20 protein-coding genes are annotated in these 25,676 nt (G+C 46.2%); all 20 read right to left on the reverse strand.

Annotated features, from left to right (window positions below):
- Positions 1-8: 8 nt before the first annotated feature.
- Positions 9-1,448 (reverse strand): metalloprotease TldD, encoded by a 1,440-nt coding sequence (gene tldD, locus DXX93_RS17335; RefSeq protein ID WP_116010022.1) that lies wholly within the window; start codon positions 1,446-1,448, stop codon positions 9-11.
- Entirely contained in the window at positions 1,441-2,304 is an 864-nt protein-coding gene (locus DXX93_RS17340; protein ID WP_116009205.1) for a carbon-nitrogen hydrolase family protein, read from the reverse strand. The genes tldD and DXX93_RS17340 overlap by 8 nt, the downstream gene beginning before the upstream one ends.
- Positions 2,297-6,313 carry a YhdP family protein gene (locus DXX93_RS17345; protein ID WP_116009206.1) on the reverse strand — a complete coding sequence of 1,339 codons (4,017 nt, stop codon included), beginning with the start codon at positions 6,311-6,313 and terminating at the stop codon, positions 2,297-2,299. Before DXX93_RS17345 ends, DXX93_RS17340 begins: the two co-directional genes overlap by 8 nt.
- A gap of 81 nt (positions 6,314-6,394) precedes the next feature.
- Positions 6,395-7,861 carry a ribonuclease G gene (rng, locus tag DXX93_RS17350; RefSeq protein WP_116009207.1) on the reverse strand — a complete coding sequence of 489 codons (1,467 nt, stop codon included), beginning with the start codon at positions 7,859-7,861 and terminating at the stop codon, positions 6,395-6,397.
- A 180-nt stretch (positions 7,862-8,041) separates the two neighbouring features.
- Positions 8,042-8,644, reverse strand: coding sequence for a Maf family protein (locus tag DXX93_RS17355; RefSeq protein WP_116009208.1), 603 nt, complete (start codon positions 8,642-8,644; stop codon positions 8,042-8,044).
- Positions 8,645-8,706: 62 nt separating this feature from the next.
- On the reverse strand, positions 8,707-9,186 hold the full coding sequence (mreD, locus tag DXX93_RS17360) for a rod shape-determining protein MreD (protein WP_116009209.1): 480 nt from the start codon (positions 9,184-9,186) through the stop codon (positions 8,707-8,709).
- The gene (mreC, locus tag DXX93_RS17365) at positions 9,173-10,093 is read right to left on the reverse strand and encodes a rod shape-determining protein MreC (protein WP_116009210.1); all 921 of its coding nucleotides are present in this window, start codon (positions 10,091-10,093) and stop codon (positions 9,173-9,175) included. The genes mreD and mreC overlap by 14 nt, the downstream gene beginning before the upstream one ends.
- An 87-nt stretch (positions 10,094-10,180) precedes the next feature.
- Positions 10,181-11,224, reverse strand: a complete 1,044-nt coding sequence (locus DXX93_RS17370; protein WP_116001432.1) for a rod shape-determining protein — start codon at positions 11,222-11,224, stop codon at positions 10,181-10,183.
- A gap of 283 nt (positions 11,225-11,507) precedes the next feature.
- The gene (locus DXX93_RS17375; protein WP_116009211.1) at positions 11,508-15,890 is read right to left on the reverse strand and encodes a LamG domain-containing protein; all 4,383 of its coding nucleotides are present in this window, start codon (positions 15,888-15,890) and stop codon (positions 11,508-11,510) included.
- On the reverse strand, positions 15,890-16,390 hold the full coding sequence (locus DXX93_RS17380; protein WP_116009212.1) for a pilus assembly PilX N-terminal domain-containing protein: 501 nt from the start codon (positions 16,388-16,390) through the stop codon (positions 15,890-15,892). Before DXX93_RS17380 ends, DXX93_RS17375 begins: the two co-directional genes overlap by 1 nt.
- Complete coding sequence (locus DXX93_RS17385; RefSeq protein ID WP_116009213.1) at positions 16,380-17,186, reverse strand: PilW family protein; 807 nt, start codon at positions 17,184-17,186, stop codon at positions 16,380-16,382. Before DXX93_RS17385 ends, DXX93_RS17380 begins: the two co-directional genes overlap by 11 nt.
- Positions 17,186-17,800, reverse strand: a complete 615-nt coding sequence (locus tag DXX93_RS17390) for a prepilin-type N-terminal cleavage/methylation domain-containing protein (RefSeq protein ID WP_116009214.1) — start codon at positions 17,798-17,800, stop codon at positions 17,186-17,188. The genes DXX93_RS17385 and DXX93_RS17390 overlap by 1 nt, the downstream gene beginning before the upstream one ends.
- Positions 17,790-18,353: a type IV pilin protein gene (locus DXX93_RS21140; RefSeq protein WP_309545405.1), complete on the reverse strand. Its 564-nt coding sequence runs from the start codon at positions 18,351-18,353 to the stop codon at positions 17,790-17,792. The genes DXX93_RS17390 and DXX93_RS21140 overlap by 11 nt, the downstream gene beginning before the upstream one ends.
- A gap of 204 nt (positions 18,354-18,557) precedes the next feature.
- Positions 18,558-19,070 (reverse strand): type II secretion system protein, encoded by a 513-nt coding sequence (locus tag DXX93_RS21145; protein WP_116009215.1) that lies wholly within the window; start codon positions 19,068-19,070, stop codon positions 18,558-18,560.
- Positions 19,071-19,144: 74 nt separating this feature from the next.
- Positions 19,145-19,771 carry a prepilin-type N-terminal cleavage/methylation domain-containing protein gene (locus tag DXX93_RS21150; RefSeq protein ID WP_116009216.1) on the reverse strand — a complete coding sequence of 209 codons (627 nt, stop codon included), beginning with the start codon at positions 19,769-19,771 and terminating at the stop codon, positions 19,145-19,147.
- Between the two features lie 158 nt (positions 19,772-19,929).
- Complete coding sequence (locus DXX93_RS17410; protein WP_116009217.1) at positions 19,930-20,412, reverse strand: hypothetical protein; 483 nt, start codon at positions 20,410-20,412, stop codon at positions 19,930-19,932.
- Positions 20,412-21,647 carry a type II secretion system F family protein gene (locus tag DXX93_RS17415; RefSeq protein ID WP_116009218.1) on the reverse strand — a complete coding sequence of 412 codons (1,236 nt, stop codon included), beginning with the start codon at positions 21,645-21,647 and terminating at the stop codon, positions 20,412-20,414. The genes DXX93_RS17410 and DXX93_RS17415 overlap by 1 nt, the downstream gene beginning before the upstream one ends.
- Positions 21,648-21,655: 8 nt before the next feature.
- The gene (locus DXX93_RS17420; protein ID WP_116009219.1) at positions 21,656-23,368 is read right to left on the reverse strand and encodes a GspE/PulE family protein; all 1,713 of its coding nucleotides are present in this window, start codon (positions 23,366-23,368) and stop codon (positions 21,656-21,658) included.
- Between the two features lie 4 nt (positions 23,369-23,372).
- A complete protein-coding gene (locus DXX93_RS17425) occupies positions 23,373-24,716 on the reverse strand; it encodes a tetratricopeptide repeat protein (RefSeq protein ID WP_116009220.1) in 1,344 nt (447 codons plus the stop codon).
- The gene (locus tag DXX93_RS17430) at positions 24,713-25,624 is read right to left on the reverse strand and encodes an ExeA family protein (protein WP_116009221.1); all 912 of its coding nucleotides are present in this window, start codon (positions 25,622-25,624) and stop codon (positions 24,713-24,715) included. Before DXX93_RS17430 ends, DXX93_RS17425 begins: the two co-directional genes overlap by 4 nt.
- Positions 25,625-25,676: the final 52 nt, after the last annotated feature.

The following is a 25,676-nucleotide window of genomic DNA, read 5'->3' on the forward strand; positions in this document are numbered from 1 at the left end:
AAAAGCGATTATTGCGTGCCGCCAACCGTCATTTCATCAACTTTTAAGGTTGGTTGCCCCACGCCAACCGGTACGCTTTGGCCGTCTTTACCGCACACACCAACACCGGCATCAAGCGCTAAATCACTGCCCACCATGCTCACTTTCTGCATTGATTCAGGACCACTGCCAATCAAGGTCGCGCCTTTAACTGGCGAGGTAATTTCGCCGTTTTCAATAAGATAAGCCTCAGCACTGGTAAACACGAATTTACCGGAAGTGATATCCACTTGCCCACCCGCAAAGTTAGGCGCGTAAATACCTTTTTTCACTGATTTGATAATATCTTCTGGTGATGACTCACCCGCTAACATGTAAGTGTTAGTCATACGCGGCATTGGCAAATGTGCATAAGACTCACGACGACCATTACCCGTTGGCGCAACGCCCATTAGGCCAGCATTGTGCTTGTCTTGCATATAGCCCTTCAAAATACCGTCTTCAATCAAGACATTGTATTGCCCTGGTGTACCTTCATCGTCGATATTCAACGAGCCACGGCGATTCGACAGCGTGCCATCATCGACAATCGTACAAAGGCTTGATGCCACTTGCTGACCAACTTTACCTGAAAACGCTGATGAACCTTTGCGGTTAAAGTCACCTTCAAGGCCATGACCAACCGCCTCGTGCAATAATACCCCCGGCCAGCCTGCCCCTAACACCACAGGGAAACTACCTGCTGGCGCGTCAATCGCATCCAGATTCACGACCGCTTGGCGAACCGCTTCTTCGGCGTAGAATTTGTATCTCGGCTTGTCACCTTGTGCTTCAAAGAAGTAGCTGTAATCGGTGCGCGCACCACCGCCAGAGCTACCGCGTTCACGCTTGCCATTCGACTCCACCAACACAGAGCAATTTAGGCGCACAAGTGGGCGAATATCTGTGGCGAAGGTGCCGTCAGTTGCCGCCACCAAAATGTGCTCGTAAACGCCAGATAAGCTGACGATAACTTGGCTCACGCGGCTATCAACACTGCGGGCATGGGCTTCCACTTCGTGCATCAAGGCAATTTTCTTCTCTTGGCTTAAACTCGCTAACGGGTCAATCGCGTGATAAATCGTTTCACTGCTAACATCGCTAAACACTTGTACTTTGCCATGCTGACCACTTGCCGCAATACCGCGCGCCGCGTTCGCCGCTTTGTTTAATGCTTGTGCAGAAATATCGTCAGAATAGGCAAAGCCGGTTTTTTCACCCGAGATAGCGCGAATACCCACGCCACGCTCAATACTGTATGAGCCTTCTTTAACAATGCCATCTTCGAGCATCCAAGATTCATGGCGCGACGATTGAAAATACAAATCGGCAAAATCCACTTGGTGTTGGTGGATTTGGGTTAAGGTGTCAGTTAATGCGGTGCGATCTAACTGACTATCTGCAAGTAACACTTGCTCAACTTTATTCATCATGGATTAACTCTGTTTTAAAGCGGTTATGTTGATTAACCGGAATACTACTTCGTACTTGCGCGAGTATATTAAGATCAAATTCAGCACTGACAACACCAAGCCCTGTTGCTTGCTGACTTAAAATTTCTCCCCACGGGCTAACAATCATTGAATGCCCCCAAGTTTCTCTGCCGTTAGCATGCACGCCTTCTTGCCCCGCTGCAACAATATAGACTTGGTTTTCAATCGCCCTTGCTTGTAACAAGGTTTGCCAATGGGCTTTACCAGTTACACGAGTAAAGGCGGCAGGCACAGTAATAATATCAGCACCTTGTTGTGCCAACTGGCGAAACAGCTCAGGAAAGCGAACATCATAGCAGATCGACAATCCTATTTGCGCAAAAGGTAGCGATAAACAGCTGATCTTCTGACCGGCTTGGGTATAGCGGGATTCTCGGTAGGTTTTTTCGTTATCAGCAACCACCACATCAAACAGGTGCAGTTTTTGATAATCGCCAACTAGCTCACCTTGCGGTGAAAACAAGCAACTCGTGTTGTAAAACTTGTGATGGTCGCCCCCAAGTGCAGGGGTGGGCAAACTACCCGCGAGCAAATTTACCGAATGAGTGTGAGCAAGCGATGCGAGTCCTTCAATCATAGTCACTTGCGCTTGTTCATTGTGGGCAATGCTCAGTTGATCTTGCTCTTTGCCACCAAAGTAAAGGCAGCACTCTGGCAATAGCACGAGGTGCTCACGATTGGATGCTTGCGCGGTAATTTTCGTCAGCTGCTTGGCGATAAACGTGAGATTCTCGTCAATATCGGGAACCGAACACATTTGTACGGCCGACAGCAAGGGGCTGGCACTAGCCATTATTATACATGTCCAAATGAAGCGGTGTCGGCGGTATAAAATTATCTAGCTCGCGCTCAGGCGTGATTTCTTCTGGCTCACTAGGTGCAGGGGTGTTTTCAACAAACGTTGGCGGTGTTGAGCGACCAACGCTGACATCGCGACTTTTGCGATTCACTTCCTTAAAGCTAGGGTCATTGACACTGCCCGTAAGCTCAAAGTTAAACTCAGACACCACCTGTGAAGTAAACACTTCATCTATTGCCACACCAGCAAGAAACACCGCTGGATTCAAGGTCGCAATCCACGCCAGCACTGGCAAGCTAGAGGTCAAATTAGGCTTGTAGCTCATGCGATAATCAAGTATCCCTTGTGCTAAAGCGGTGTTACCTTTTACCGAAAGATCACCTGCCGCGCCTTTCATCCGCATATTGTCTGTGTAGAGGATACCGTCTTTAACTTGCGCATCGGCACGCATGTAGGTGTAGAACATGCCGTCAGAGAAAATATCGCGAAAATCTAAGGTGAGTTTGCGCACTAGGGATTGTAAGCTCAGCACCGAGAAAATACGCGCGCCTTTGTCACTGACTTCACTTAAATAGCCATCGTCGATATCAATCGATGCCTGCCCATTGAGCTTATTCAAACTAAATTCGCTGGGTGCCCCTTGCCAGTAAAAGTTATAGTCAGCGGTCATGCCGCTGTCTTTAATCACACTGGTGTAATCAAATTTATCGAACTCACGCTCAAGCTCGTTAATATCGAGCTTACCGGTAAGATGCGTACTCGAGTTTTCCGGCGTTAGCTGCCAAGTGCCAGTTAACGCTAGCGTAGATTTTTCTCGGCTCGCTTTAAAATTTTCTAAGTTCAGTTGTTGCCCACTTGCTTTATCGCCAGAGCGCTTGAGTTGAAAGCTCACTTGACCAAAATCAAGCTTGCCAAGCTTACAGCTATCACAAACCACTTCTAATCTAGGGACACTGTTAAACAGTGCGAGACGCTTTTGATACGACAACTCAACTGGCTCGTCGTTAGTCTTGGCCTTCTTATCGCCCTCATCTTCGCTTTGGTTCTCGCCTTCATTTTCCCCTAGCCCATCCGTATTGGTTTCGCCAAAATCTGCCGCTAAGTGTATAAAGTCAGCATCAACTTCCAAACCTTGCGCATGCCAATCGGGGAAGAACTTAATTTCGCTACGCGCTTCTTTGGCATTGAGCCGCAGTAGCCACCAGTTACTTTGATCGAGCAAATTAAACGAGACATTGGTAAGTGACTGACCCAAAATATCAAGCTTATCTACATTGCCGCGAATGCGCTCTGGGGCGGGGAACAAGCTAACCTGTGTAGTGCTTTTATCGGCTTTGGGCAGGCTGGTGACAATATCTTGAATAAACGGCTGCCACGCTAACACATCCGCTTGCGCCAGCTTAGTGGTGATGTGAAAGCCGTTCATCGGCAGCAACATGGTATCGTTACCCAAGACTAAATGTGCGCGATGAAACTGAGTGTCACTGTGATCGAGCACCCCATAAAAGCTTAACTCATCGCCAGCGCTCACCGATATTGTCGATTTGTCTAACTGACCTGTTACTTTGGCCGTCAATGGCAATAATTGCTCGGTGTTTTTTCCGTAAGGGGCAGGCAAATTAAATTGTGCTGCCGATAAGTCACTCTGGATATCGGCTTCATAACTAAAACCGCCACCGCGATGCATATTGAGCGCGAGTTGGCCTTGCCAGTTAAGCTCACCTGCGACGTATGGCGTTAACGATTCTGGTAGCTGTGCAAGCCATGCTACTTCGCGCCAATCACCACGCAGGTCAATCACGGTTTGGTAGTAGTCTTGATGATCGCGCCCTGCCACCTTGACCGTCAGCGGCATACCGCGCCAAACAAGCGCTAGGTCTTGCGTATCAATGATCTCATTTTGATAGGTTAGTCGCCCATTGACCTTGGCAAAGGACATCGCTGGTGAGGAAAGCGCTAATTGATTATCGGTAAAATCAACATAGCCAGAAGCGACAACGTCTTTAGTGCGTTTCAGTGGTAGCGATAAATCAAACTTACCGGAAATTGGTTGGCTAATTTGCAATGTCGTGAGCGTTTCGCCAACCGATTTTTTCAGCGGACTTTGTTGCATTAAACGGGTCACGTTTTCAGGCGCCTGCTGATGAATATCAGCCGACACTCGCAATAACTGCTCCTTGCTAAGATTGGCAATACCAGCCGTCACTCCTTCAACATTAAGCCCAGTTAAACTGCCTGCGCGCGCCGAGATCAGCATGCTATTGTTAGTGAAATTTAAATTCGCCGCCATGTTTTCGATGGCTGGCCACTTCTCATCAAACGCAAAGGTGGCATCGGTTAGCTCAGCATCAACCACAAAAATACCTTGCTGATCGTTAAACGGGAAGTCGCGAAACGCGCCATTGAACAGCACTTGTCCAGCGGATATCTGACCATCAATCAAGCTGCGATTGAGGTAATTCACTAAATCCTTACCCATCAATTTGTGTGGGTAATACAAGTTGGCTTGCTGTGCGTTGGCATGCTCAATGTTCGCCAACAATGCCATGCTGGCATCGCCTTCTTTTGGCACAGTCACATTAACTTGCCCCGTTAATGCCATATTTGGCGCGGCAAAGTTAAGTTGCTGAGCATTAACATTTACACCATTCGCGTTGAATTGGGCAGTCAGTCTTGTTGCTAATTGGTCAAAGGCGATGGGCTGTTTAAAGTGTTCATCAAAATTAAGTGCGCTGTCCGTTGCCTTAATGTCTGCCACCAACTGGTCATTTACTAGCGTAAATTCAGCGTTAAGGTGGCTAATGCCCGGAATACCTTGCGCGTAATTTTGACGGTAGTCATTAAGCTCAGCGCTCAGCGCTAACTCGCCTGCTAATTGTCGAAAATAAATATCCGTCAATTGACCACTTGGATTAAGCTGAGCCACTGTTTGTCGAAGTGCTGGTGAATCTATGATTAAAGGTAAGACTTCACTAACGCCTGCAACATTTATTGCTGACACATAACCCTCAATATCTCTACCTGTAACCACCGCATTGATATGCACAGGCTGCCAAGATTGCCCGTTAACAAGAATATCGATAGGAGATGACTTTATCGCGATACGATCTTCGATAAAGTCAGCGTTAAACATCGCCGCTTGCAGCATGATTTCATGCTCTTGGTCATTATCAATCCAACGCAGTTTTGAATCATCGACGGCCAATAAAAACTGGCTCGCTTTACCTCGCTCGATAGTCAACCAAGATTGCCAATTTAGCTCTGAATAGGTTTTATCGTTGTCTATCGTAAGCGTGCGATCGAGCCAAGGGGTTAAATTGACGCGCTGACCTTTTAAATACACTTGCCCCGACATTTCACTGACTTCACTGCCAGTAAAATCGAGTAATACACTGGCTGTATTCGTTGCTAAGCCCTGTGCCAGTACCTCACCACTGGCGCGATGGCGATCCCCTTGGTTAAGCCAGTTCAGATGCTTGAGTGCCAGTTTTTTATCACCACTTTCGGTGCGCACCACAATCTGGCTATTGGTTAACGAGAATTTATTCACGTGCAATAAGAAAACATCTGATAAACGCTCGTAAACGGTGCTGTCTTGATCGCTAACGGCATTGTTTGCCAACTTAGTGGTGTCGACAATCACTTTAGCACCATCAAGGGTCAAGCCACGTGTAATTAGCGTGCGGTGCTGAAGACTGCGCCAGAAGTTTACTTTGATGTCTAAGTGTTCAATAAAGACCACTGTGGCATCGGTATTCACTAAGCGAACGTTGTTGGCAACCAACACAGGGCCAACTTTTTGCCAATCCATGGTGAGCGCACCAATGTGAATATTGGTGTTGTACGTTGAGTTGATATGATTTTGTAGTTCGGCTCGGTAGTTGTGCATGTAAGGCAACAGCAGACGCATGGCGCTGATCAACACCGCCACTAAGACCAAGAGTATCGCAATACACTTGTATAGTCGGTTTAACCACCTGTTCGAAAATGCCGTAATGTTCAAGCTTGTTACTACCTATTTTTCTCGCGATTTCTCTGGCTAGCGCTCTTGCAACTAGTGCTAGCGGTTAGCTGACGTTCTGAATTAGACCATCACCACATCAAACTGTTCTTGATTATACATAGGCTCGGTTTGCACCTTGATCAGTTTGCCAATGAAAACTTCAAGCTCAGCCAGGTTGTGATACTCATCATTGAGTAAAGACTCACTTACTGCTGTTGACGCATAAACAATAAATTGATCAGCATCGTACGCGCGATTTACGCGAACAATTTCTCGCAGTATTTCAAAACAGACCGTCTCAACCGTTTTTAACGTTCCTTTACCTTGGCACGATGGGCATTCGCCACACAAAATATGCTCTAGGCTTTCACGTGTGCGCTTGCGCGTCATTTCCACTAGCCCCAGCGACGAGAAACCGTGAATACTAAATTTCACTTTGTCTTTGGCCATCGCCATTTCAAGGCTGTGTAGCACACGGCGCTTGTGATCTTCACTGGTCATGTCAATAAAATCGATAATGATAATGCCCCCTAAATTGCGCAGCCTCAGTTGGCGAGCAATGGCTTGGGTGGCTTCGACATTGGTGCTAAAAATGGTTTCTTCTAAATTGCGATGACCAACGTAGGCACCAGTATTGATATCAATCGTGGTCATTGCCTCGGTTTGATCAATAATCAAATAGCCACCAGATTTGAGCATAATTTTGCGCTCTAGCGCCCGTTGAATTTCCGCTTCAACATCGAACAAATCAAAGATTGGACGCTCGCCTGGGTAGTACTCCAGTACATGCGCTAAATTGGGGACAAATTCTTGGGTAAACTCCATCAGCTGATCGTAAGTCAGCTTAGAGTCAATGCGAATGCGCTCTAATTCCGTGCCAAAAAAGTCGCGCAAGACGCGAAATGCCAGTGATAAGTCTTGATAAATTGGCGCATTAATCTGTTTACGTTGCTTGCGCTCACTCACTTTCGCCCAGACGCGGCGCAAAAATTCCGCATCGTGTTTGAGTTCAAGCTCACCAGCTCCTTCGGCAGCGGTGCGCACGATAAAGCCGTGTTTATCATCACAATATGGCACTACAATATCTTTGAGACGATTGCGCTCATTTACATCTTCAATGCGCTGTGAAATACCCGCATGGCTGGCATTAGGCATCAAGACCAAATAACGAGACGCTATGGTGATGTCGGTAGTGAGGCGAGCGCCTTTGGTGCCGAGCGGGTCTTTCACCACTTGCACCATTAAATACTGCCCTTCATGCACTAATGAGCGAATATCAGGGACTGGCTCAGCTTCTTTGCCTTCTTCGTTGAGAATAAGTTTGGAGTGGATATCGGAGGCATGTAAAAAAGCGGCTTTGTCTAAATTAATATCAACAAATGCCGCTTGCATTCCGGGTAAAACACGAATGATTTTACCGAGATAAATATTGCCCACTAGGCCGCGCTTAGCTTCCCGCTCAACGTGTAATTCCTGTAAAACACCGTTTTCAATTAAGGCAACACGCGTTTCACTGGGGGTAATATTTACCAGTAATTCACCACTCATGTATCACTCCTCTTGATGGGCGCATATGCAAATACCATAAGCGCCAGAATTTTTTATCTTGCAATCCCGCTTGGGCAGCCACTTGGCTTGTCATATTGGCAGTCATTTCGACAATAATTTCGACAATCATACCGACAGCCGCAGCAACATCGCGAGTACAGCTGTTAGCGACTTTTTTAGCTAAGGTGAAACGTACCCCGTTACCCCGAATTGATTTAACAGCAATGAGGTTTCGTACAAGGGTAATCCCATCACCGCAAAAAAGCTGCCATCAAGTTTACTGACGAACTGTCCACCAATACCTTGTATACCATAACCACCCGCTTTATCTTGCGGCTCACCCGTTTGCCAATAGTCGCTGATCTCTTTAGAGGATAGCTGTTTAAACCAAACATCGGTAGCAATGACTTGTGCCTGTGCCTTAGATTCACTAACCGCCGCAATTGACGTTAACACTTGGTGACATTGCCCCGATAACATGGTCATCATGCGATTAAAGTCTTCAAAATGTTCCGGTTTACCCAAAATATGATCATTAAAAACCACCGTTGTATCGCTACCTAACACAACCAGTTCACCGTTAGTGTGTTGCTCGCTTGCTTGCTCAAGCGCGGTTTGTGCTTTGGCAATAGCAAGTCGGTGGACATAATCGCGAGCGCTTTCACCGCTTTGCACTGATTCGTCAATATCGGTTGGCAAGCAAGTAAACTCATAACCCAGCTGGGCTAACAAGGCTTTTCGTCGCGGTGACTGTGAGGCAAGTATTAACTTAGTTTGATTCATTGTGCATTACTGTCGATTGATTGTGTTTCCTGTTGTTCGTGTTTCCTGTTCATTGTGCCTCGCTAGGAAATCTTAAAGTGGCGACGTATTTTACGCAGTAACAAGAATACCCAAGGCCACAACACAACGGCACTGAGCACAGGGTATAAATAGCCGGGTAAAAACACCACATCAGTTAATACCCGCTGCAACCAAAATACCAGCAAGTGATATAGCGCGGCTAACACACCCACAATCAAGGCTTGTTGCCACAAGGAAAAATTGCGGATTTTCTGAAAGTTCACCGCCGCGATATACACAGATAACGCCATGGCACCGGCGTGCACCCCGAGCGTTGAGCCAAGCAATACATCCAGCAAAAAACCCATCACCCAAGCGGTAAAGACGCTGACGCGATTCGGCAGTGCTAAACTCCAGTAAATCAGTACCACTAGCACCCAATCAGGGCGAAAAGCATCAACGCTGTGTGGCATAGGCACTATGCTGGCAATCAAGGCGAGCAACAGGCTAAGCACCACAATAATGCCATTATTGGCTAGCACTTGGCGTCTCCTGTGATTGACGATTTAAGGTCTCACCCTGAGCCTCAGACTGTTGATTAGTTTGTTTCGGTGCGAAAATACTGGCAGGCTGCTCAGGCCAAAGTAATAACAGGTAACGCAGTTTGTCAATTTGCGCAACGGGCAGACTGTACACCTGCGCAAACGGGCGTGACTCATCTTTGCGTACAATGCTAACTGTAGAAACTGGATACCCTTCTGGGTATTTACCACCCAGCCCAGAGGTAACCAGCAAATCGCCAGTTTGCACGTCAGCGCTGTGCGGCACATGGGCATGAGATAAGCGATCGATACGCCCTGCACCATTGGCAATAATACGCGTGCCATTACGACTTACGCGCACAGGTACCGCATGAGTTAAATCAGTGATTAAAATAATCCGGCTAGTGGTTGTGCCGACGTGTAATATTTGCCCAACAACCCCCTGCTCATCGATAACCGGTTGTCCTTCGTAAACACCATCATTGGCGCCGCGGTTAATAACGACTTGATGAGAATAAGGATCGCTATCAACCGAAAGTATTTCGGCGACCATTTTCTTGGTTTCAGTGCGTAAAGGCGATGCGAGTAATGAGCGCAACCGCTCGTTTTCTTGCTTAACAATGGCCAGTTCCATCAACTGTTGCTGGAAGTTAAGCTCATTAACTTTTAGCGCTTCATTTTCTTCAATCAGCTGTTGTCTGGTCACCAAGTTTTCTGCTGTCCATGTCATTAGCTGTTTTGGAGTGTTCGCCATGTATTGCAATGGGCTAACCACTGATTGCAAATAACCGCGAGCGGATTCAAAGCTTTGCATTTTGTGATCGAAGAAAATTAACAAGGCAGACACTATCATGACAAGCGCCAGACGGTGTTGAAGGGAAGGGCCGTGTTTAAATATTGGATTCATGATTAACCCGATTTCAGGTTAAGAAGTAAAGTGCCAGTTGTACTGGCACTCAATCAATTAGTCGTACAATAGCTAGTCATACGACAGCTATTCATATGAAAATAGGTCACCGCCGTGCATATCGATCATTTCAATCGCTTTACCACCACCGCGGGCAACACAAGTAAGTGGGTCTTCAGCAACCACGACTGGAATACCCGTTTCTTCCATTAACAAACGATCCAGGTCTTTCAGCAGCGCACCACCACCAGTAAGCACCATACCGCGCTCAGAAATATCTGACGCCAATTCCGGTGGCGACTGCTCAAGGGCAACCATGATCGCACTGACAATACCGGTTAATGGCTCTTGTAATGCTTCAAGAATTTCATTGCTGTTTAGCGTAAAGCTGCGCGGTACACCTTCGGCTAAGTTGCGACCACGTACTTCAATTTCAATTAACTCTTCGCCAGGGTAAGCCGAACCAATTTCGTGTTTAATGCGCTCAGCCGTTGCTTCACCAATTAAGCTGCCGAAGTTGCGACGTACATAGTTGATAATCGCTTCATCAAACTTGTCACCGCCAATGCGTACAGATGAAGAGTAAACCACGCCATTAAGTGAGATAATCCCCACTTCCGTTGTCCCGCCACCGATATCTACCACCATAGAGCCGGTCGCTTCCGAGACGGGTAAGCCCGCACCGATTGCCGCTGCCATTGGCTCGTCAATTAAATACACTTCACGTGAACCAGCACCTAGCGCTGATTCGCGAATAGCACGGCGTTCCACTTGCGTAGAGCCACAAGGAACACAAATTAGCACACGTGGGCTTGGACGTAAGAAGTTATTGCTGTGCACTTGTTTAATAAAGTGCTGAAGCATTTTTTCAGTGACGAAGAAGTTGGCAATCACACCATCTTTCATCGGGCGAATGGCTTCAATATTGCCCGGCGTACGACCTAACATTTGCTTCGCTGCTAAACCTACGGCAGCAACACTTTTAGAACCACCTGCACGGTCTTGTCGAATCGCCACCACTGACGGTTCGTTCAGTACAATCCCTTGATCTTTGACATAAATTAATGTGTTCGCCGTTCCTAAATCGATTGATAAATCGTTAGAAAACATTCCGCGCAATTTCTTAAACATATGAACGCAATACCCTATAACTGTTACTGATTGGCCGCAGCAACGTGAATGTGCTTATCATTTCTGATTTTTTGATCGAGCTATCATAACTCAGTATTTATCGGATGTGTGTACTGATTCGCAAAAAAATTGCCTTGATTGGCAAGTTTTTTTCATATTGGAGATCAAGCGGTTAAAAAAACAGCACAGAAAAAAGCGATTCGTAAAAACCTACCCGCTCAATCAGCTGCTACTAACGAAAAAAGGCAGCTAATTATTCCCATTAACGCATAGTTAGTGCTTGCTAATTGACTTCGCGCCAGTAGATTATGCGATCGTTGCCGCGATAGCGGCCAAAGGTGGCTACGGCAGAGGCGTTATTATCGTGATTGAGCGTGTCGTCCCAATCATATTTCAACCATGTAGGGCTTTCATAAAACACATTCGTTTGTCCCAGATTATTAGCACCGGGGGCAAGTAATGAAAAGTCCGTAAATTCACCGCCACTTAACATAAGCGTAGATAGCGATTTAACACCAGTCGCAGGGCTGGGTAAGCTTGGTAGATTAATATTGGAAAGTGTTAACTTCGCAAGTTCCAATGTCGTTAAATTATCATCCGTGTTTAACTGATAAACATTACTATCGTTCAGATATTCAACATAAAGTTTTTGCTGTAAATCACTCGTTTCGGGGCCAAAGCTATTATCAATGGCCAAACGGCCAAACCTTACTTTAAAACTTTCGTTCGAGCTGTTTACATGCGGTTTAGGCCTAATATCCTCTGTGTGGCTTGGGGTATTAGTGTCGACCTTCACGCCATCTTTATCTTCGATGCTATTGACCACTAAAGTGAAATCAGGCTCAAACGGAGGGATTTCAGCATTTTCTTCATGCGCGTAGGCGAAGTTATCCATGGTACTTAGCCTGTAATCAACCTCCCCCTTTTCTGTTCGCGCAAAGAGCGTGTTGTTGATAATAATCTCAGCTTTTGAAATCGCCAACTTACTATTGAGTTTGCCAACTTTGCTATCTTCGGCCTGTGCTGTAATCTTGATTCCCGTTGGCAATAAACGCCTAAAATCGCCGATATAATTTTGCGTCACTTGGTTATCGTTATTGTAAGCGGTAATGGTAATAGTCGGCGGCTGCTGGTATCTAATACTGCCCTTTCCACTGGCATCTTCTTGCCCAGAGTATACCCAGTTGACTTCATCTCCGGATAAGGAGCCGTGGTTGTCGACTTTCACCGTTTGAATAAAATAAGCAGGAATAAAACGGCCAATACCTATCTCCGTTGTTTCGCTGCGATTGTTCGCATTCCACAGGCCACCATCAACAACAAATTTAGGAGTTTGATCGCCAAAGTTGGTATCAGAAACATCAAGCGTTACTAAACCAACTTCGCTGTATTTTGCTGATGATGTTTCGTATTTTCCTGCGGAAAACGATGGGGGGTCAATGTTACCCGGCGTGCCAGAAATGATTTCGGCAACTGGTAAAATTGCCCCTTGTAAAGTTGACCCTTGTAAAGTTAACCCAGGTAAGCTTAACTTGCCTTCTACTGCGACATCATCAGTTGGGCCTGTCCTCTGTAAGTTTATTTGTAAATTACTCGGTTGATAATTACTGGTCGTCGAACCGCCGTAATTGACAGCCTCAAAAGTGACTTTAAATGGCGCGCTCGCAGTATGCGTGATTAGTGAATCGGCAGTAGTACCATCTAGGGCACTACCATCGTTTTTCTCGACCAAGATATTGATGTAATGCGGTTTAACCCAAAAGGCTCCAGAGTTGCCCATTAAAGTAAAGCCCGGTTGCGTAGGTAAATTGGCAGGCTGTATATACCTGGCAATTAGTTGCACTTGGCCGGCATCGTTATGAATATTATTAGGTAAGGTTGCTTTGCCAGTAGCGTCAAACCTAAGGTTTACATCTTGGTAGTTTCCACTACTGATATCAGGTATAACCTTGCCGTCAATAGTGTATGGGTTGCTACCTTGATTATTCGGCGTAAGGTAACCCAATGCTAAGTCAACAGTTCGGTTTTGGTTAACGAATAAGGTTTGGCATTGGCCACTGCCATTGTCTTGCTTGGCTTCTATCGTAACATTATTGATGGGTAATCCAGCGGTGCCATTTTTAACGCCGTTAAAAACAAAACCCGCAGTGTCAAACGCAATATTACAATCGCGTGTATTGCCGCCGAAATCTCCACACTCAAAACCATTATCTCCACCTAAGGTAAGGCTTAATTCGGCATTTCCGGCTTGGTTATAGTTTATTTCAGCACGCCCTGACACATTAAGATCAGGGCTTTTACCGTTAGCTAGTGAAATTGTGCGGGTTAGGCCGCCGTTAATGGCAAGCGTTACATCAGTATTGACTGAACTATCAATATTGCGACAATTACCGTCGGTACAGGCAATCACTTGAATCGGCTCAGGTTCACAAGTTAGCCCTAAGCCGTCATGACGAATTTGGAACACTTGTTTATTGTCCGCACAGTCGGTGCCTACTTGCATATCTGCCTGTATTTCAGCGGCGGTTAATACTTTGCCATAGATTTTAATTTCGTCGTATCGACCTTGTGAGGAGTCTGTCGACGGAAAATTACTGGTGTCGCCACGGGCATAGCGTGAGGCATTGTCACCAAAGACAATTTGATTCAACTCGATGATTTGCCCATTGGTATCAAATACTCGCCGCGCACGTAAATTGCCATCAACATACAGTTCAAAACGATCGTTGGGAAAGTCCCATGTCGCCGTTACGTAATACCAGGTATCGGCTGTGCGTGACGAGGCACTGGACTCTTGAAAAGAAAAATCTCGGTCGTTTGAGTCTTCAACGCTAAACTTCAAGCGGCCATTCTGGGCAATTTCCAAGACAAAATACTTATCATTCTGGCCACCACAATTTGGGTTGCCGTTGCACGAGGCATCAAACAGCACCCGCTCCTTGCCTGCGCCCCAGTCGATGTCGCTGTTGAACCAGAAACTTATCGTGCCCGTTACGCCAACATCCTCATCTAAATCAAGCGACGAGCGAAAGGCATTGCCCGTCGCAATGTCTGTGTTATCGCCATTTGAATCAAACCCTCTACAGAACTTGCTATCAGTATCAAGCAAGCCGCCAATGCTAAACGCGTGATTATCTAAACCACTCGTATCATTGATTTGACTTGAAATATCGTTCTGTTCAAAGTCGTAATGTGCGAGCAAGCTGCTGGTTGGACAAGGGTGCCTTTCGGTAAAAATATTGCTAATTTGTGCTGAGGTCAGTGCACCTTTATAGACCCTTACCTCGTCAATATCGCCAGTAAAGCGGTTTGCCGTTTCGCCACGGTCAGTTTCACCACCAATTGTGGCTGGGCCTGAAGCAGTTCCCCAGTTCCCCGTGTAGGTACTAATGGTATTGCTACCATCCACCGGTTGCGCAACACCATTGATGTATATCTGCCGGGTTTTATTAACACTGTCGTGCACCGCAGCGACGAAGCTCCAAGTGTTGGGTGAAATTGAGCTAGCGGTATCAACGCTCACTGGGCTGACACCTCGCGAGTAAAAGCGCAAGCGGCCATTGCCCGGGTCACCTAAACTAAAACCATAGCCTTGGTCAGAATTGTTTTCGTCATCAATAAAAATACGAGAGCCGCTATCAAGATTACTTGGGTTGATCCAAGCCGTAATCGTGAAACTACCTTGCAGGTTGTCAAAATTACTGGGCAGTTCAACGTAATCATTGGCTCCGTCAAAGCTGCCATATCGACAGGTACCGGGATCACCCGTTAACGCAGGCGAAATTTCGCTTGTAAGCGCACCGTTGATGGCTGTTGCGTTATAGTTGCCAGTTTGATCGACCACCTCACTCGTATTTCCATTCCAACTTTGCTCATCCATACGGTAGTTTGCGACCAAGCGCGCACAATCATCGCATCGCACTTCGAAATTGCTATAACGAACGATATTATGGTTGTCGTAAGAGTAAAGACCTGTGGTTTGTAGTGACGGGACCTCATTCGATGACAATACCAGCGACATATTGTTGCCCCCCGAATTGCCCAAACAGACGCCGGTACCATCGCTGGTTACGACCACTTTCATGGCGAAATTAGTTCCTGCACTTGTACCGGTACTTGGCGCGCTATCAAGCAAGGTTGCAGTACCATCAGCCACTTTCACTAAATCAAGTTGTCGATAAGTACCAGGATATAAAGTGTCGTCTCGAAGGCCTCTGCCTATTTTCGTCCAGCGTGCTAAGTAGTAGTTGCGTTCGTCTTGGTAACCAAAAACAATACCCACATCATTATTTGTATTTGTGCCCCTCGACACGTTAGAGGCAATATTCGTTGTAATGCTATATTGACGCGCCGCAGCTGGATCTAATGCGCCAAAGTTGTAAGCAACCATACCGAATTCGTTATCGTTGCCCTGAACGCTTAATCGGTTGCGACGAATAACGAAATTAAGGGACTCTAGCCCATTGCCTGTGTTGCGAATTGACTCGTTCGGCCAATTACTGACTGTGCGGTTAAAATCAACGCCACGCCATAGCCCTTGATCACTGCTAAAATTATCAAAGGCAATTTGTTCAAAACTGTCTGCGGCATCGCAAGTAATCGCTGCGCTGGCGGAAAAAGCCATCAAACTCAATAGCAAAGTGAATAACCAGAAACAATAACGCATTACAAACTTCTCGCTTCTACTTCAATGGTTCTCAAGGTTTGAACCTCGCCAGCGGTGCATTGTCCACTTGCAGTGATTCGATAATAAGTGGTGCCATCAACAACAAAGTCACTACAACTAAGCGCACTAACTTGACAGCTCTTTAAGCCATTAACATTCCCCAAAGTATTAAGTACATTGGGGACTGTGTTGTCCGAGCTTCTATTGGTTACCGGATCTGGCACACCACAACGTTGAGCACTTCCAAGTACGGGAAAAATCATCGATAAACGTTGTTGTGCACCAATATTGGCTGCTTGGTATGCGCGAGTGCCCAACACCTCATAGGCAACTGATTGAGAAGATGTCGCAAGCATACGCACAAGTGCGGTTCCCAGTAGTAGCATGACCACTAGCACAAAAATGGCCAAAACAAGTGAGCTACCCTGCTGTTTAGCTTTAGTGTTGTTGAGAGTAAACACCGAAGTTTGTGAATTCTTAGCGCCGTATCTAAGGTACATTTAACACCTGTACTTCATTGTTAAAAATGACTTGTTCACCGTCTCGGCTAAACCTGAGCTCTGCACGCGTAATTGCGTTTCGAAATTGGGACGCAGTCATTAACTCAAACGGAGCGTAGTCGGGAATGGCGTCACTAGGATTGTTATTTGGCGTTTGAAAATTTTGCGCCATTAACACGCGATTTTGCACATTATTGACTCTCTCATAGCGATAAAGCTCGGTATCTTCAACGCAATAACTTACGGGGCTACTGATAAAATACAAGCGCTGCGTTGGCGAATCTTCTGCAAAGTGAATATTTGATACAACATCAAGTTCCACGGTGCCAATATCGGCATTTGCTGGAATACTGACATTATCAACTGAATAAATATAAGAACTATTATTGGCGTATAAGTCGCTTTGGTTTATTGGATAAACAGCAACGCTGTGATTGTTATCTATATCATTTGCGCCACTAAAATTAATAATGCTCAGCGTATCACTAGCGGGCTCTGGGCGCACAGGGACATCTTGGTAAATAGTACTTGCCACAATCGGCATAAATTCAACACATTGCACATTCACGCTGGTAAAGTTTGTGCGAATACTGTTTGGCAATGCCTGACGTAATTCACGGTTTAATCGCTCAACGGCAAAGCGAGCGCTGGCAATCAACTCATCACGTGCTGAAACTTCTGCGTAGGCTTGACTGCCCAAGCGAATAAAACTGCCGATGCCAACGGACACAATCCCCAGCAGCACAATAACCATCACCATTTCAATTAAGGTAAAACCACGACTACGACTTGGCATTAGAAATTTACCTTATATGTGGTCAAGTTGATCTCTTCACCGCTTGGTGTTCTTATTGATAAGCCTATATGTTTAGCGACAGCATAGTCGTTATCGTCTACCCCATCATAATTTCCATCGTAGAATACGTTGACCGCCACTCTGTAATTACTGTAAATATCTGACGAATAAGGCGCAATATTCCAATTGGCGGGGTTAGCACAGGGAAGCTCGTAGGATTTCGATTTATCTGGACTACTTGGGTCGTAGCAATAAAAATCATCTACATCGTTGTATTGATCTCGAGACTCGCCCACATCAACCCCCAAGCTAACAATGCTACTAATGGTGCCTGTGCATTCTACTCCTTGCTCTTGGCAGCGAAACAAGCCACCTGCATGATCAGAGTTTTCATCAAAAGATCGAGCCAAAATTTCATTCATCAAGGTTTGACCCAACTCCGCTGCGCGAATTTGATGCAGCTGATTGGCACTTTGTACGGTTGTTGGAATAATTAAACTGGTGATCACTGAAAATGAAATCGCGAGCACGACAATACCGATAATTAATTCAATCAAGGTAAAGCCATGGTGCTTGGCTAGTGAGCCAGTCTTTGAATTTTGCTTATTGGGCATGAATATACCCCTGTGGCTCAATTGCAATACGAAGAGTTTCTGTACCTCGAATTTCTATGGTGCAGTTACTGCCGCAGCTTGGCACACCTTGTTTATCAAAGGTGATCCTATTATTGGGGGCGACGGTTGAGAATTGGATATTATCACTGGTGATTTTCAGCTCGGTAACGCGTGTAAAGTCGTTATCGCGATCACCAAAATTACTGGAAAAACCATTGCAACTGCCATTGTCAGGTATACCTAGATTTTTGTTATCAATCAAAATAGTGTTGCAGGTATTAGTCGCTTGATTCATTGCCCTAAGCTGAGCATTGCGCAATATTGAGATGGCTTGCGTGCGATAGCTGTATTCCTCAAATCCGTCTGTGCCAGTAAAGCGTGGTAAAGCGGTTACGGCGAGCACGCCAATGATAATAATGGTGACAATAAGTTCGAGTAAGGTAAAGCCACTTTGCTTGTTGGCGTCAATCAAGGTACGAAGTTTTTCAGCGCGAGAAGCCAGTATACAGCGGCGCTTAGCGATATGATTTATTGTCCAACGATTGTATCCCACGCCAGCAACCTCTCTTAACTCGTGTGACCTACTTCTTATGACTTACTTGAAGAACCAAGAACGCCCAATTAGCATCCGTTATGGTGTTGATTAGTATACTGTTAAGTAAAAAATAAGCCAATTAGCTGAGCAGAGGCTTACAGCTATCATATTTAGACGTAAAAAAAGAGGGCTAAGAGGCCCTCCTTTCCATATTCTTAATTGTTATTGACACTCTACTACGTCAATATTAGGTGCTTGGTTAGTAGCGGGGCCTGTAGCTTCAGTGTAAAAAGCAAAACAATTGTTTGAAGCCGAAGAACTCAACGATGTTGGTGCTGTTGCGCCCGCAGGATAAATCACGATGCTGCCACTTACAGCAGTGTCAGAAATAGTGTAGTCATCACCAAGTTGGACTAGGTTAGTTCTCCACTCAGCAGCACTACCTGTGTCTGATCTTGGGTAGCCATATGAAATATCAACATCTACACCATTGATTGCTACTTGAGGTGAAGTAGAACCGGCAGCAGATTGATTTCCTTCAATCAAGGATTTACTGCGTACAAGCGTTGAAGCCCCTTGCAATGACGCCTCGATACCATTTAGTACTGCGTTTCTAGCATCATCTTGTAAATCAATAAATCTAGGTGCGGCCGTAGCAGCTAAAATACCTAAAATAACAATTACAACGACGAGTTCAATTAAGGTAAAACCTTGTTGCTTCTGTAATGTTCTCATATGACTACTCTTATTTATTCAAGTTTATGTGTTGTGTTTATGTGTTGCTTTATATCTGCAACGTTAGCTCAATTTTAGTTGTTAATAAAAACAACCACAGAGCTATTTGCAGGGTTGTAAGTAAACAAGTTACCAGTAGTTGTCTCGGCTCCTGCGGCTGGCGCGACAAAGTTGCCGTTGGCATCTTTGTTTAATGACTCTTTTAAGTAAAACGCACAAATACTGGTGTTGGCGGGCTGCTGGTTAGCAATCGTTGTCGCCAGATAATCCGTTGCGCTGTTGTTGTTTAAATTAGCCACTATTGACGTTATGACCGGCGGTTGCTGTAAAATATTCTGCCAGATTTCAACGCAATTATTGACGTCAAAGTTGGCCGCCAGCGTTACGCCGTCTGTAAGGCCAGTCACATAACCGGCTCTGATATTGGGTTGGTTAGTTGTTGGTGTCGTCAACACCAAGTTAACACCGTCATAGTTAATTGAATTTTCATTACTGGCATTTTGTGGTCGCCCTTCCGCTTCCCACTGCGCGCGCACTAACGATACTGCGGTGGCAAAACCGCCCGCCATGCCTTCAATATTCGCTTGCTTGGCTTGGTCAGTTAAGTCTAGAAACTTTGGAATAGCCGTCACTGCTAAAAAGCCCAAAATAACGACCACAATAACCAATTCAATTAAAGTAAAACCTGATTGTTTGTTCATGGGTACACCCGTTAATTTCCCCTACTGATTGATTTTAGCAATGATTTGTTACATAAGTCACTGACTTTTGGCTTAACTTTGCCCCAAGGTTCACGCACATAACTGTTGTTCTGCACAGGCAAAAATGCGTTAACACTTATATTTTTATAGCAGTAATTTTATAGCAATACCTTGCCGCTATGCCGCTGATAATCAAAATATTGATTCTCACTAAAATAATATCGGCAAACTCGTTGCACGGCGCGCGCGTTATTTTCTGGCGATTGAGTGTTCAATGCCAACGCCGAAATCGGTTGGTTGAGTAACGACATTGGCATCTCTAAGACTTGTAACCATATGTGCTCACAACTATCACCATCTGGCCAGCCAAAGCGATTAACCGTCACTTGGTTTATCTGCCCTTGGCTATCGCGCAGTTTTACCACACTTGGCTGTCCATCCATCAACCACTGACCGTGAATGGCATGGACTTGTGTGGTAAAGCGATTGCCCAGCGCCCGAAAGCCCGCTTCACTAATACTGCCTTCTTGTTTTAAGAATGAATGCAAAAAATTAGCCATCAGCAAGGCGATCAAAACACCAATAATGATCAACTCAAAGACCGTGCGCTCTTTGTGCTCTGCAGCGATTTGCCTACGCATTATCGACCTTGGAACGCAGAGGCCATATCCCACATCGGGGTAAATATTCCCAGTGCGAGTACCAGTACCATGGCGGCGACAATAACCAGTAAAATCGGCTCGATACGTGCCGTTAAGGTACTTAAATCGTAGTCAACTTCACGCTCGTAATAGTCGCCAACTTCTTCAAGTAACTCATCAACGCGCCCTGTTTCTTCACCCACGGCAATCATTTGCAATACTAGGGGCGTAAACAAAGTACTGGTAACAGCGGTGCGCAATAGGCTTTCACCACTTTCAATACCTTGGCGCATTTTAATTATTTTGTCGCGCATATAATCATTGTCAACGGCATCGGCAACTAAGGTCAGGCCAGAGGTCATGGGCACACCAGCTTTAAGGACAATCGCAAAGCTATGAGTAAATCGCGATAAAATCGAGCGTTCGATAATCCCACCGACCACGGGAATTTTAAGCTTGCGTTTATCCCATTGATATCGGCCAGTATCGGTTTTGACATAAGCGCGTATTGCGATTATCGCGGCAATAGTCGCCGCCAACATATGCGGCCAGTACGCTAAGAAAAAGTTAGAGCTGTTGATCAGTAGTTTTGTCGCAAATGGCAAGTCGGCGCCCAAACGCGAAAACATATTGGCAAACGTTGGAATCACAAAAATGTTCAGGATCACAATCGCGATCACAACAGCCGCAACCACAAAACTCGGGTAACGCAGTGCTGACTTTATGCGCTTGCGCGTGTCTTGCTCTCGTTCAAAATAGGTCGCTAACTTCAAAAAAGACCCGTCAAGCTGACCAGTATTTTCACCTACGTGAACAATTGAAATAAAGAGCGAGGAAAATACCCGTGGATGTTGATTTAAGGCAGAAGACAAGGCGTTACCGCCTTCTAATTGGCTGGCGACGTCAGCGAGTACTTTGCGCAGTTTAGGGGAGGCGCTCGATTCAGCCAAACCGTTAATCGCCCTAAGAATAGGAACACCTGAGCGCATCAGGGCATACATCTGGCGACACAAGACAATCAAATCATCGAGTGCAACGGGGGCAAAACCCAGTAAGTCACCAATATCGATATTAATGCCACTAGCTTGTTGAGGATCTGTCCCTTGTTCAATCGATACAGGGGTTATACGCTGGCGTGCCAGTACTTCCGCCACTGCATTAGCACTGACCGCTTCAAGCGCCCCTTTAACTTGGCTACCTTGTGCGTCGCGCCCAATATAGTTAAACATTGCCATCGTTTAAGTTAACCTGCTACATCTACGGTTTCCACTAACCTTAGCACTTCCTCTACACTGGTTATACCTTCACAGGCATAATCAAATGCGGCCTTCGCCAGTGGTTTAAATGTTGGATTGCGCTTGGCGTGTTCCGTAAAGGCTTCGGTGTCTTCTCTTTTTAATGCGGCCATCATAGGGTCGTTCATTTCCAGTAATTCGAACACACCGATACGACCGCGGTACCCCGTATACTGACACGACTGACAACCTGTGCCGTGCTTAAACGATAATGTACTGCAATCTTGTCCAGTCAGGTTGTTGAGCCACATTTGCTCTTGCGCATCTGGGCGATAGTCATTCCGGCAGTTTTCGCAAATGCGGCGCACTAGACGTTGTGCAATCACCGCTCGTAATGAACTCCCGACCAAAAAGCCCGCAGCGCCCATATCAATCAAACGCAGCGCGCTGGTAATCGCGTCATTGGTATGTAGTGTCGATAATACCAAGTGACCCGTTAACGCGCCTCGCAAGCCAATTTCGACCGTTTCACTATCGCGCATCTCGCCGACCATAATGATATCAGGATCTTGCCGCAACGCAGTGCGCAACACGCTAGAGAAGGTTAAATCGATTTTACTACTGATCTGCACTTGGTTAATGCGAGGTAAGCGATACTCGACAGGGTCTTCCGCGGTAATGATTTTTTTCGAAGACTGGTTTAATTCGCTCAGCGCACCATAAAGTGTGGTGGTTTTACCACTACCCGTTGGCCCAGTTACTAACACCATACCATGTGGGCGGGTAATTTGGTGGCGAAGTCGCTGCACCAGCTCAGGCGGCATCCCTGTCTCATCGAGTGACAGCAAGCCCGCCGATTGATCAAGCAAACGCATTACTACAGATTCGCCGTATTGCACTGGCATGGTCGACATCCGCACATCCACGTTATGCCCTTTTATTTGCAAATTAAAACGACCGTCTTGCGGTAGGCGTTTTTCAGAAATATCCAGACCGGCCATGAGCTTCAAACGCAACACTAGCGCGGCAGCAATCTTGTTTTCATTTAAAATGTTTTCTTGCAATACGCCATCGATACGCTGGCGAATGCGCAGTTGTCTTTCGTCAGGTTCAATGTGAATATCTGACGCGCGCATTTGTACCGCATCTTCAAACACGGATTGCAGTAATTTGCCGACGGTGGCATCGCCGCCATCATCAAAGGTCGCCGACATGTCAAAGTCGGACGTTTGCTCGTACTCTTGCTCTAACTGGCTGGCAAATGATTCAATTTCCGCAGTGCGACGATAAAGGCTATCAAACGACTCAAACAGCTGTGATTCCATCACCACGGCAAGCTGAATTCGCTTGGGCGCCATCATTTGTTCGAGCTGGTCAAGTGCATTTAAATCAGCAGGATCACTCATGCCAATTAACACGCTGTCACCGCGATCTTCCATCACCAGCGCACGTAAGCGGCGCGCGTGAACCTCAGGCAAGAGATTGGCGACTTCCCCCGGGACACGCAATTGGCTGATATCCATAAAAGGCACATCTAATTGTTGGGCGAGGAATTCAAGGAGCTGGCGTTCGCTGATATAACCCAGTTCAATCAGCATGTCCCCTAATTTACGGCCAGACGATTTTTGACTGTTGAGCGCGTGCATTAACTGGTCATTACTGATAATCCCTTCGTGCACCAGTAAATCACCTAGGCGCATTTTTAACTTGGGTGCCGCCATCGTCTTATTCTCCTAATTCTTTAATTCGTTGCTCTGCAAACTGTCGACTTTGTGTCGACAAACCGCCAATCGCGAGTGCTTGCTGATACGCGGCCAGGGCATTGTTAAAGCGACTGGCTTGATCAAGCACAGTCGCCAAACCAAGTTGCCACTTAGCCTGATTCGGCTGTAAGGTCACTAACTGTTGATACGCGTTAGTTGCCGCTGGTAATTGATTTAATTGCTGTGCAACACTCGCTAACAGCGCCTGATACTCTACTTGCGAGACATCAGGTTGCGCGACAAGGGTATCGTATGCCTGAGTCAGCAATGGCGAGTCTTGAGCTGGATTTTGAAACTGGCTACGCTGATACCCCTGCAATAAAATCTTGCCTTTCATCAAACGGAAGTCTGACTCAAGCGGCGACAAGCTAATGCCTTGATTAAGTAAATTAACCGCTGCTTGATTATTTCCTCTGGCAAACCATATCGCCGCCAGTTGCTTTCTCGCCTGCTTATTGTTAGGTACCAGTAACAAGGCATCTTGTAATAACTGCTCTGCTTGTTCACCCTGCTGCGCAGCCATCGCTTGCTCGGCTTGGTTAATTTTTTGCGCCGCCAACTGTGCCGAGGACAGCTGCTTGCGCGCAATGGTCAACGATGGCTTAACGGCATTGGGCTGAGAGTGCTCTGGTGATGGGCTTGATTCGCTGCTAATTGAACGCAGATTAGTTGTGTCGGTTGGCGTTGTCGTCTCGTTCGGCTTCTGCATTTGGCGACTGGTCGATAACTGGGTATCACGCATAAGCTCAGTGCTGGCGACATGATGATTAGCGCTTGCTAGAGGGCGGCGCGATTCAGTGAACGTTGAAGTGCTAACTTGTGTTGTTGTTTGAACTTTTTCAGGGGTAATGTCGGCCGCTGTCGCATCGTTTTGAGTGCGCTCAGTATCACTATTAACGTCAGCGATTTCGGCTTCATTCGCGGGTTGTTGCGCTGTTTTTTGCACTGTTTTTCGCTCTAGTTTTTGCTCAAGCGAACGCTGCTCCAAATCATCAACAGTTTCATTAACGGCGGCTGATTGCTGGGCTATTTTTTCCACGGCGGCAACTAATTGCTGTGCTTGCTGGTTTTGCCATAACACCTTATCACCTGTGCTAGCCTGTTGCCTTAATAGTTGGTTTTCTTGAAATAAGAAAACCACAGCCACTAAAACTAGGGTAAGCAGCACAGAAACCACAACGGTGATTAACGCCATTGAAGTTTTATTCTTTGCCTGCGGCGTCACAGGGCCTGCGGCAGTTGATACGTCACGATTGTCGTCACTGCGCTTTTCCAAGTCTTTGAGCATTTGATTGATGACGCTCACACAAATCTCTCCATCGGTATGAATAACCAAGCGGCAATAACGAGCACCACAAGTGTCGCGGTCAACACCCCTATTGTACGCCAGTGATTGTTGGGTTTTACTGTGTCTTCGGTATCGTTAACTGCCAAGCTTAGGTGTTTTGGGGTCAATTGATATTGCCCTTCCCCGTATCCTAGCATCAGCATTTTATGGCAAATAACGTTCACTAGCCTAGGAATACCTTTACTGGCTTTTGTCAGTTGACGGCAAAGCTTGGAAGAGAATAACGCCGCTCCCTTATAGCCGGCTACGTTTAAACGGTGTTGAATATAATGCTCAACCTCTTCAGCCGACATGGCGCGTAAACGATAGGAAAAAGTGATGCGTTGACGCAGCTGGCGAAAGTGTTGCTCTGCTAGTCGAGCGTCGAGTTCAGGTTGCGCAAACATTACCACCTGCAGTAATTTTCGGCTCTCAGTTTCTAAATTGGTAAACAGGCGCAGTGCTTCTAAGCTTTCCTCTGGCAATGCTTGTGCTTCATCGACAATAAGCACCACAGAGTGGCCTTTGGCATGTAACTCAAGCAAGCGTGTTTGAATGCGCTGCGTCAACAACTGCACTGACATGCGCTGTGCTTGCTTGACGCCCAACTCAACGGCAACAGCGCGTCGCAGTTCGTCTGGATTCAAATATGGATTGGGAATATAGGCGGTGACAAAATGGTCGGGAATATCATTGAGTAACTTTCGGCACAACAAGGTTTTCCCCGTGCCAACTTCACCAATAACCTTTAAAAAGCCCTCACCGGTTTTTAACGCCGTTAGCAATACAGCTAGCGCCTCATTGTGAGGCGCTAATCCCAGATAAAAGCTAGTATTTGGGGTCAGTGTAAAAGGTAACTGTGTTAGCCCAAAGTGATACAGGTACATGGTTTACCAAATGTTCTCGTGCACTTGCTGGCACAAACTTCCCAGCAGCGCG

Source organism: Thalassotalea euphylliae, from assembly GCF_003390335.1.
Taxonomy (GTDB): domain Bacteria; phylum Pseudomonadota; class Gammaproteobacteria; order Enterobacterales; family Alteromonadaceae; genus Thalassotalea_F; species Thalassotalea_F euphylliae_B.

Coding starts and splice junctions, on each gene's coding strand:
- DXX93_RS17430 (WP_116009221.1), bottom strand. CDS start 25,624: ATGTACCTGTATCACTTTGGGCTAACACAGTTACCTTTTACACTGACC.
- DXX93_RS17375 (WP_116009211.1), bottom strand. CDS start 15,890: ATGCGTTATTGTTTCTGGTTATTCACTTTGCTATTGAGTTTGATGGCT.
- DXX93_RS17380 (WP_116009212.1), bottom strand. CDS start 16,390: ATGTACCTTAGATACGGCGCTAAGAATTCACAAACTTCGGTGTTTACT.
- rng (WP_116009207.1), bottom strand. CDS start 7,861: ATGAGTGGTGAATTACTGGTAAATATTACCCCCAGTGAAACGCGTGTT.
- DXX93_RS17420 (WP_116009219.1), bottom strand. CDS start 23,368: ATGGCGGCACCCAAGTTAAAAATGCGCCTAGGTGATTTACTGGTGCAC.
- DXX93_RS21150 (WP_116009216.1), bottom strand. CDS start 19,771: ATGAACAAACAATCAGGTTTTACTTTAATTGAATTGGTTATTGTGGTC.
- mreC (WP_116009210.1), bottom strand. CDS start 10,093: ATGAATCCAATATTTAAACACGGCCCTTCCCTTCAACACCGTCTGGCG.
- DXX93_RS17390 (WP_116009214.1), bottom strand. CDS start 17,800: ATGCCCAATAAGCAAAATTCAAAGACTGGCTCACTAGCCAAGCACCAT.
- DXX93_RS17355 (WP_116009208.1), bottom strand. CDS start 8,644: ATGAATCAAACTAAGTTAATACTTGCCTCACAGTCACCGCGACGAAAA.
- DXX93_RS21145 (WP_116009215.1), bottom strand. CDS start 19,070: ATGAGAACATTACAGAAGCAACAAGGTTTTACCTTAATTGAACTCGTC.
- DXX93_RS17410 (WP_116009217.1), bottom strand. CDS start 20,412: ATGCGTAGGCAAATCGCTGCAGAGCACAAAGAGCGCACGGTCTTTGAG.
- DXX93_RS17415 (WP_116009218.1), bottom strand. CDS start 21,647: ATGGCAATGTTTAACTATATTGGGCGCGACGCACAAGGTAGCCAAGTT.
- DXX93_RS17370 (WP_116001432.1), bottom strand. CDS start 11,224: ATGTTTAAGAAATTGCGCGGAATGTTTTCTAACGATTTATCAATCGAT.
- DXX93_RS17340 (WP_116009205.1), bottom strand. CDS start 2,304: ATGGCTAGTGCCAGCCCCTTGCTGTCGGCCGTACAAATGTGTTCGGTT.
- DXX93_RS17385 (WP_116009213.1), bottom strand. CDS start 17,186: ATGCCAAGTCGTAGTCGTGGTTTTACCTTAATTGAAATGGTGATGGTT.
- tldD (WP_116010022.1), bottom strand. CDS start 1,448: ATGAATAAAGTTGAGCAAGTGTTACTTGCAGATAGTCAGTTAGATCGC.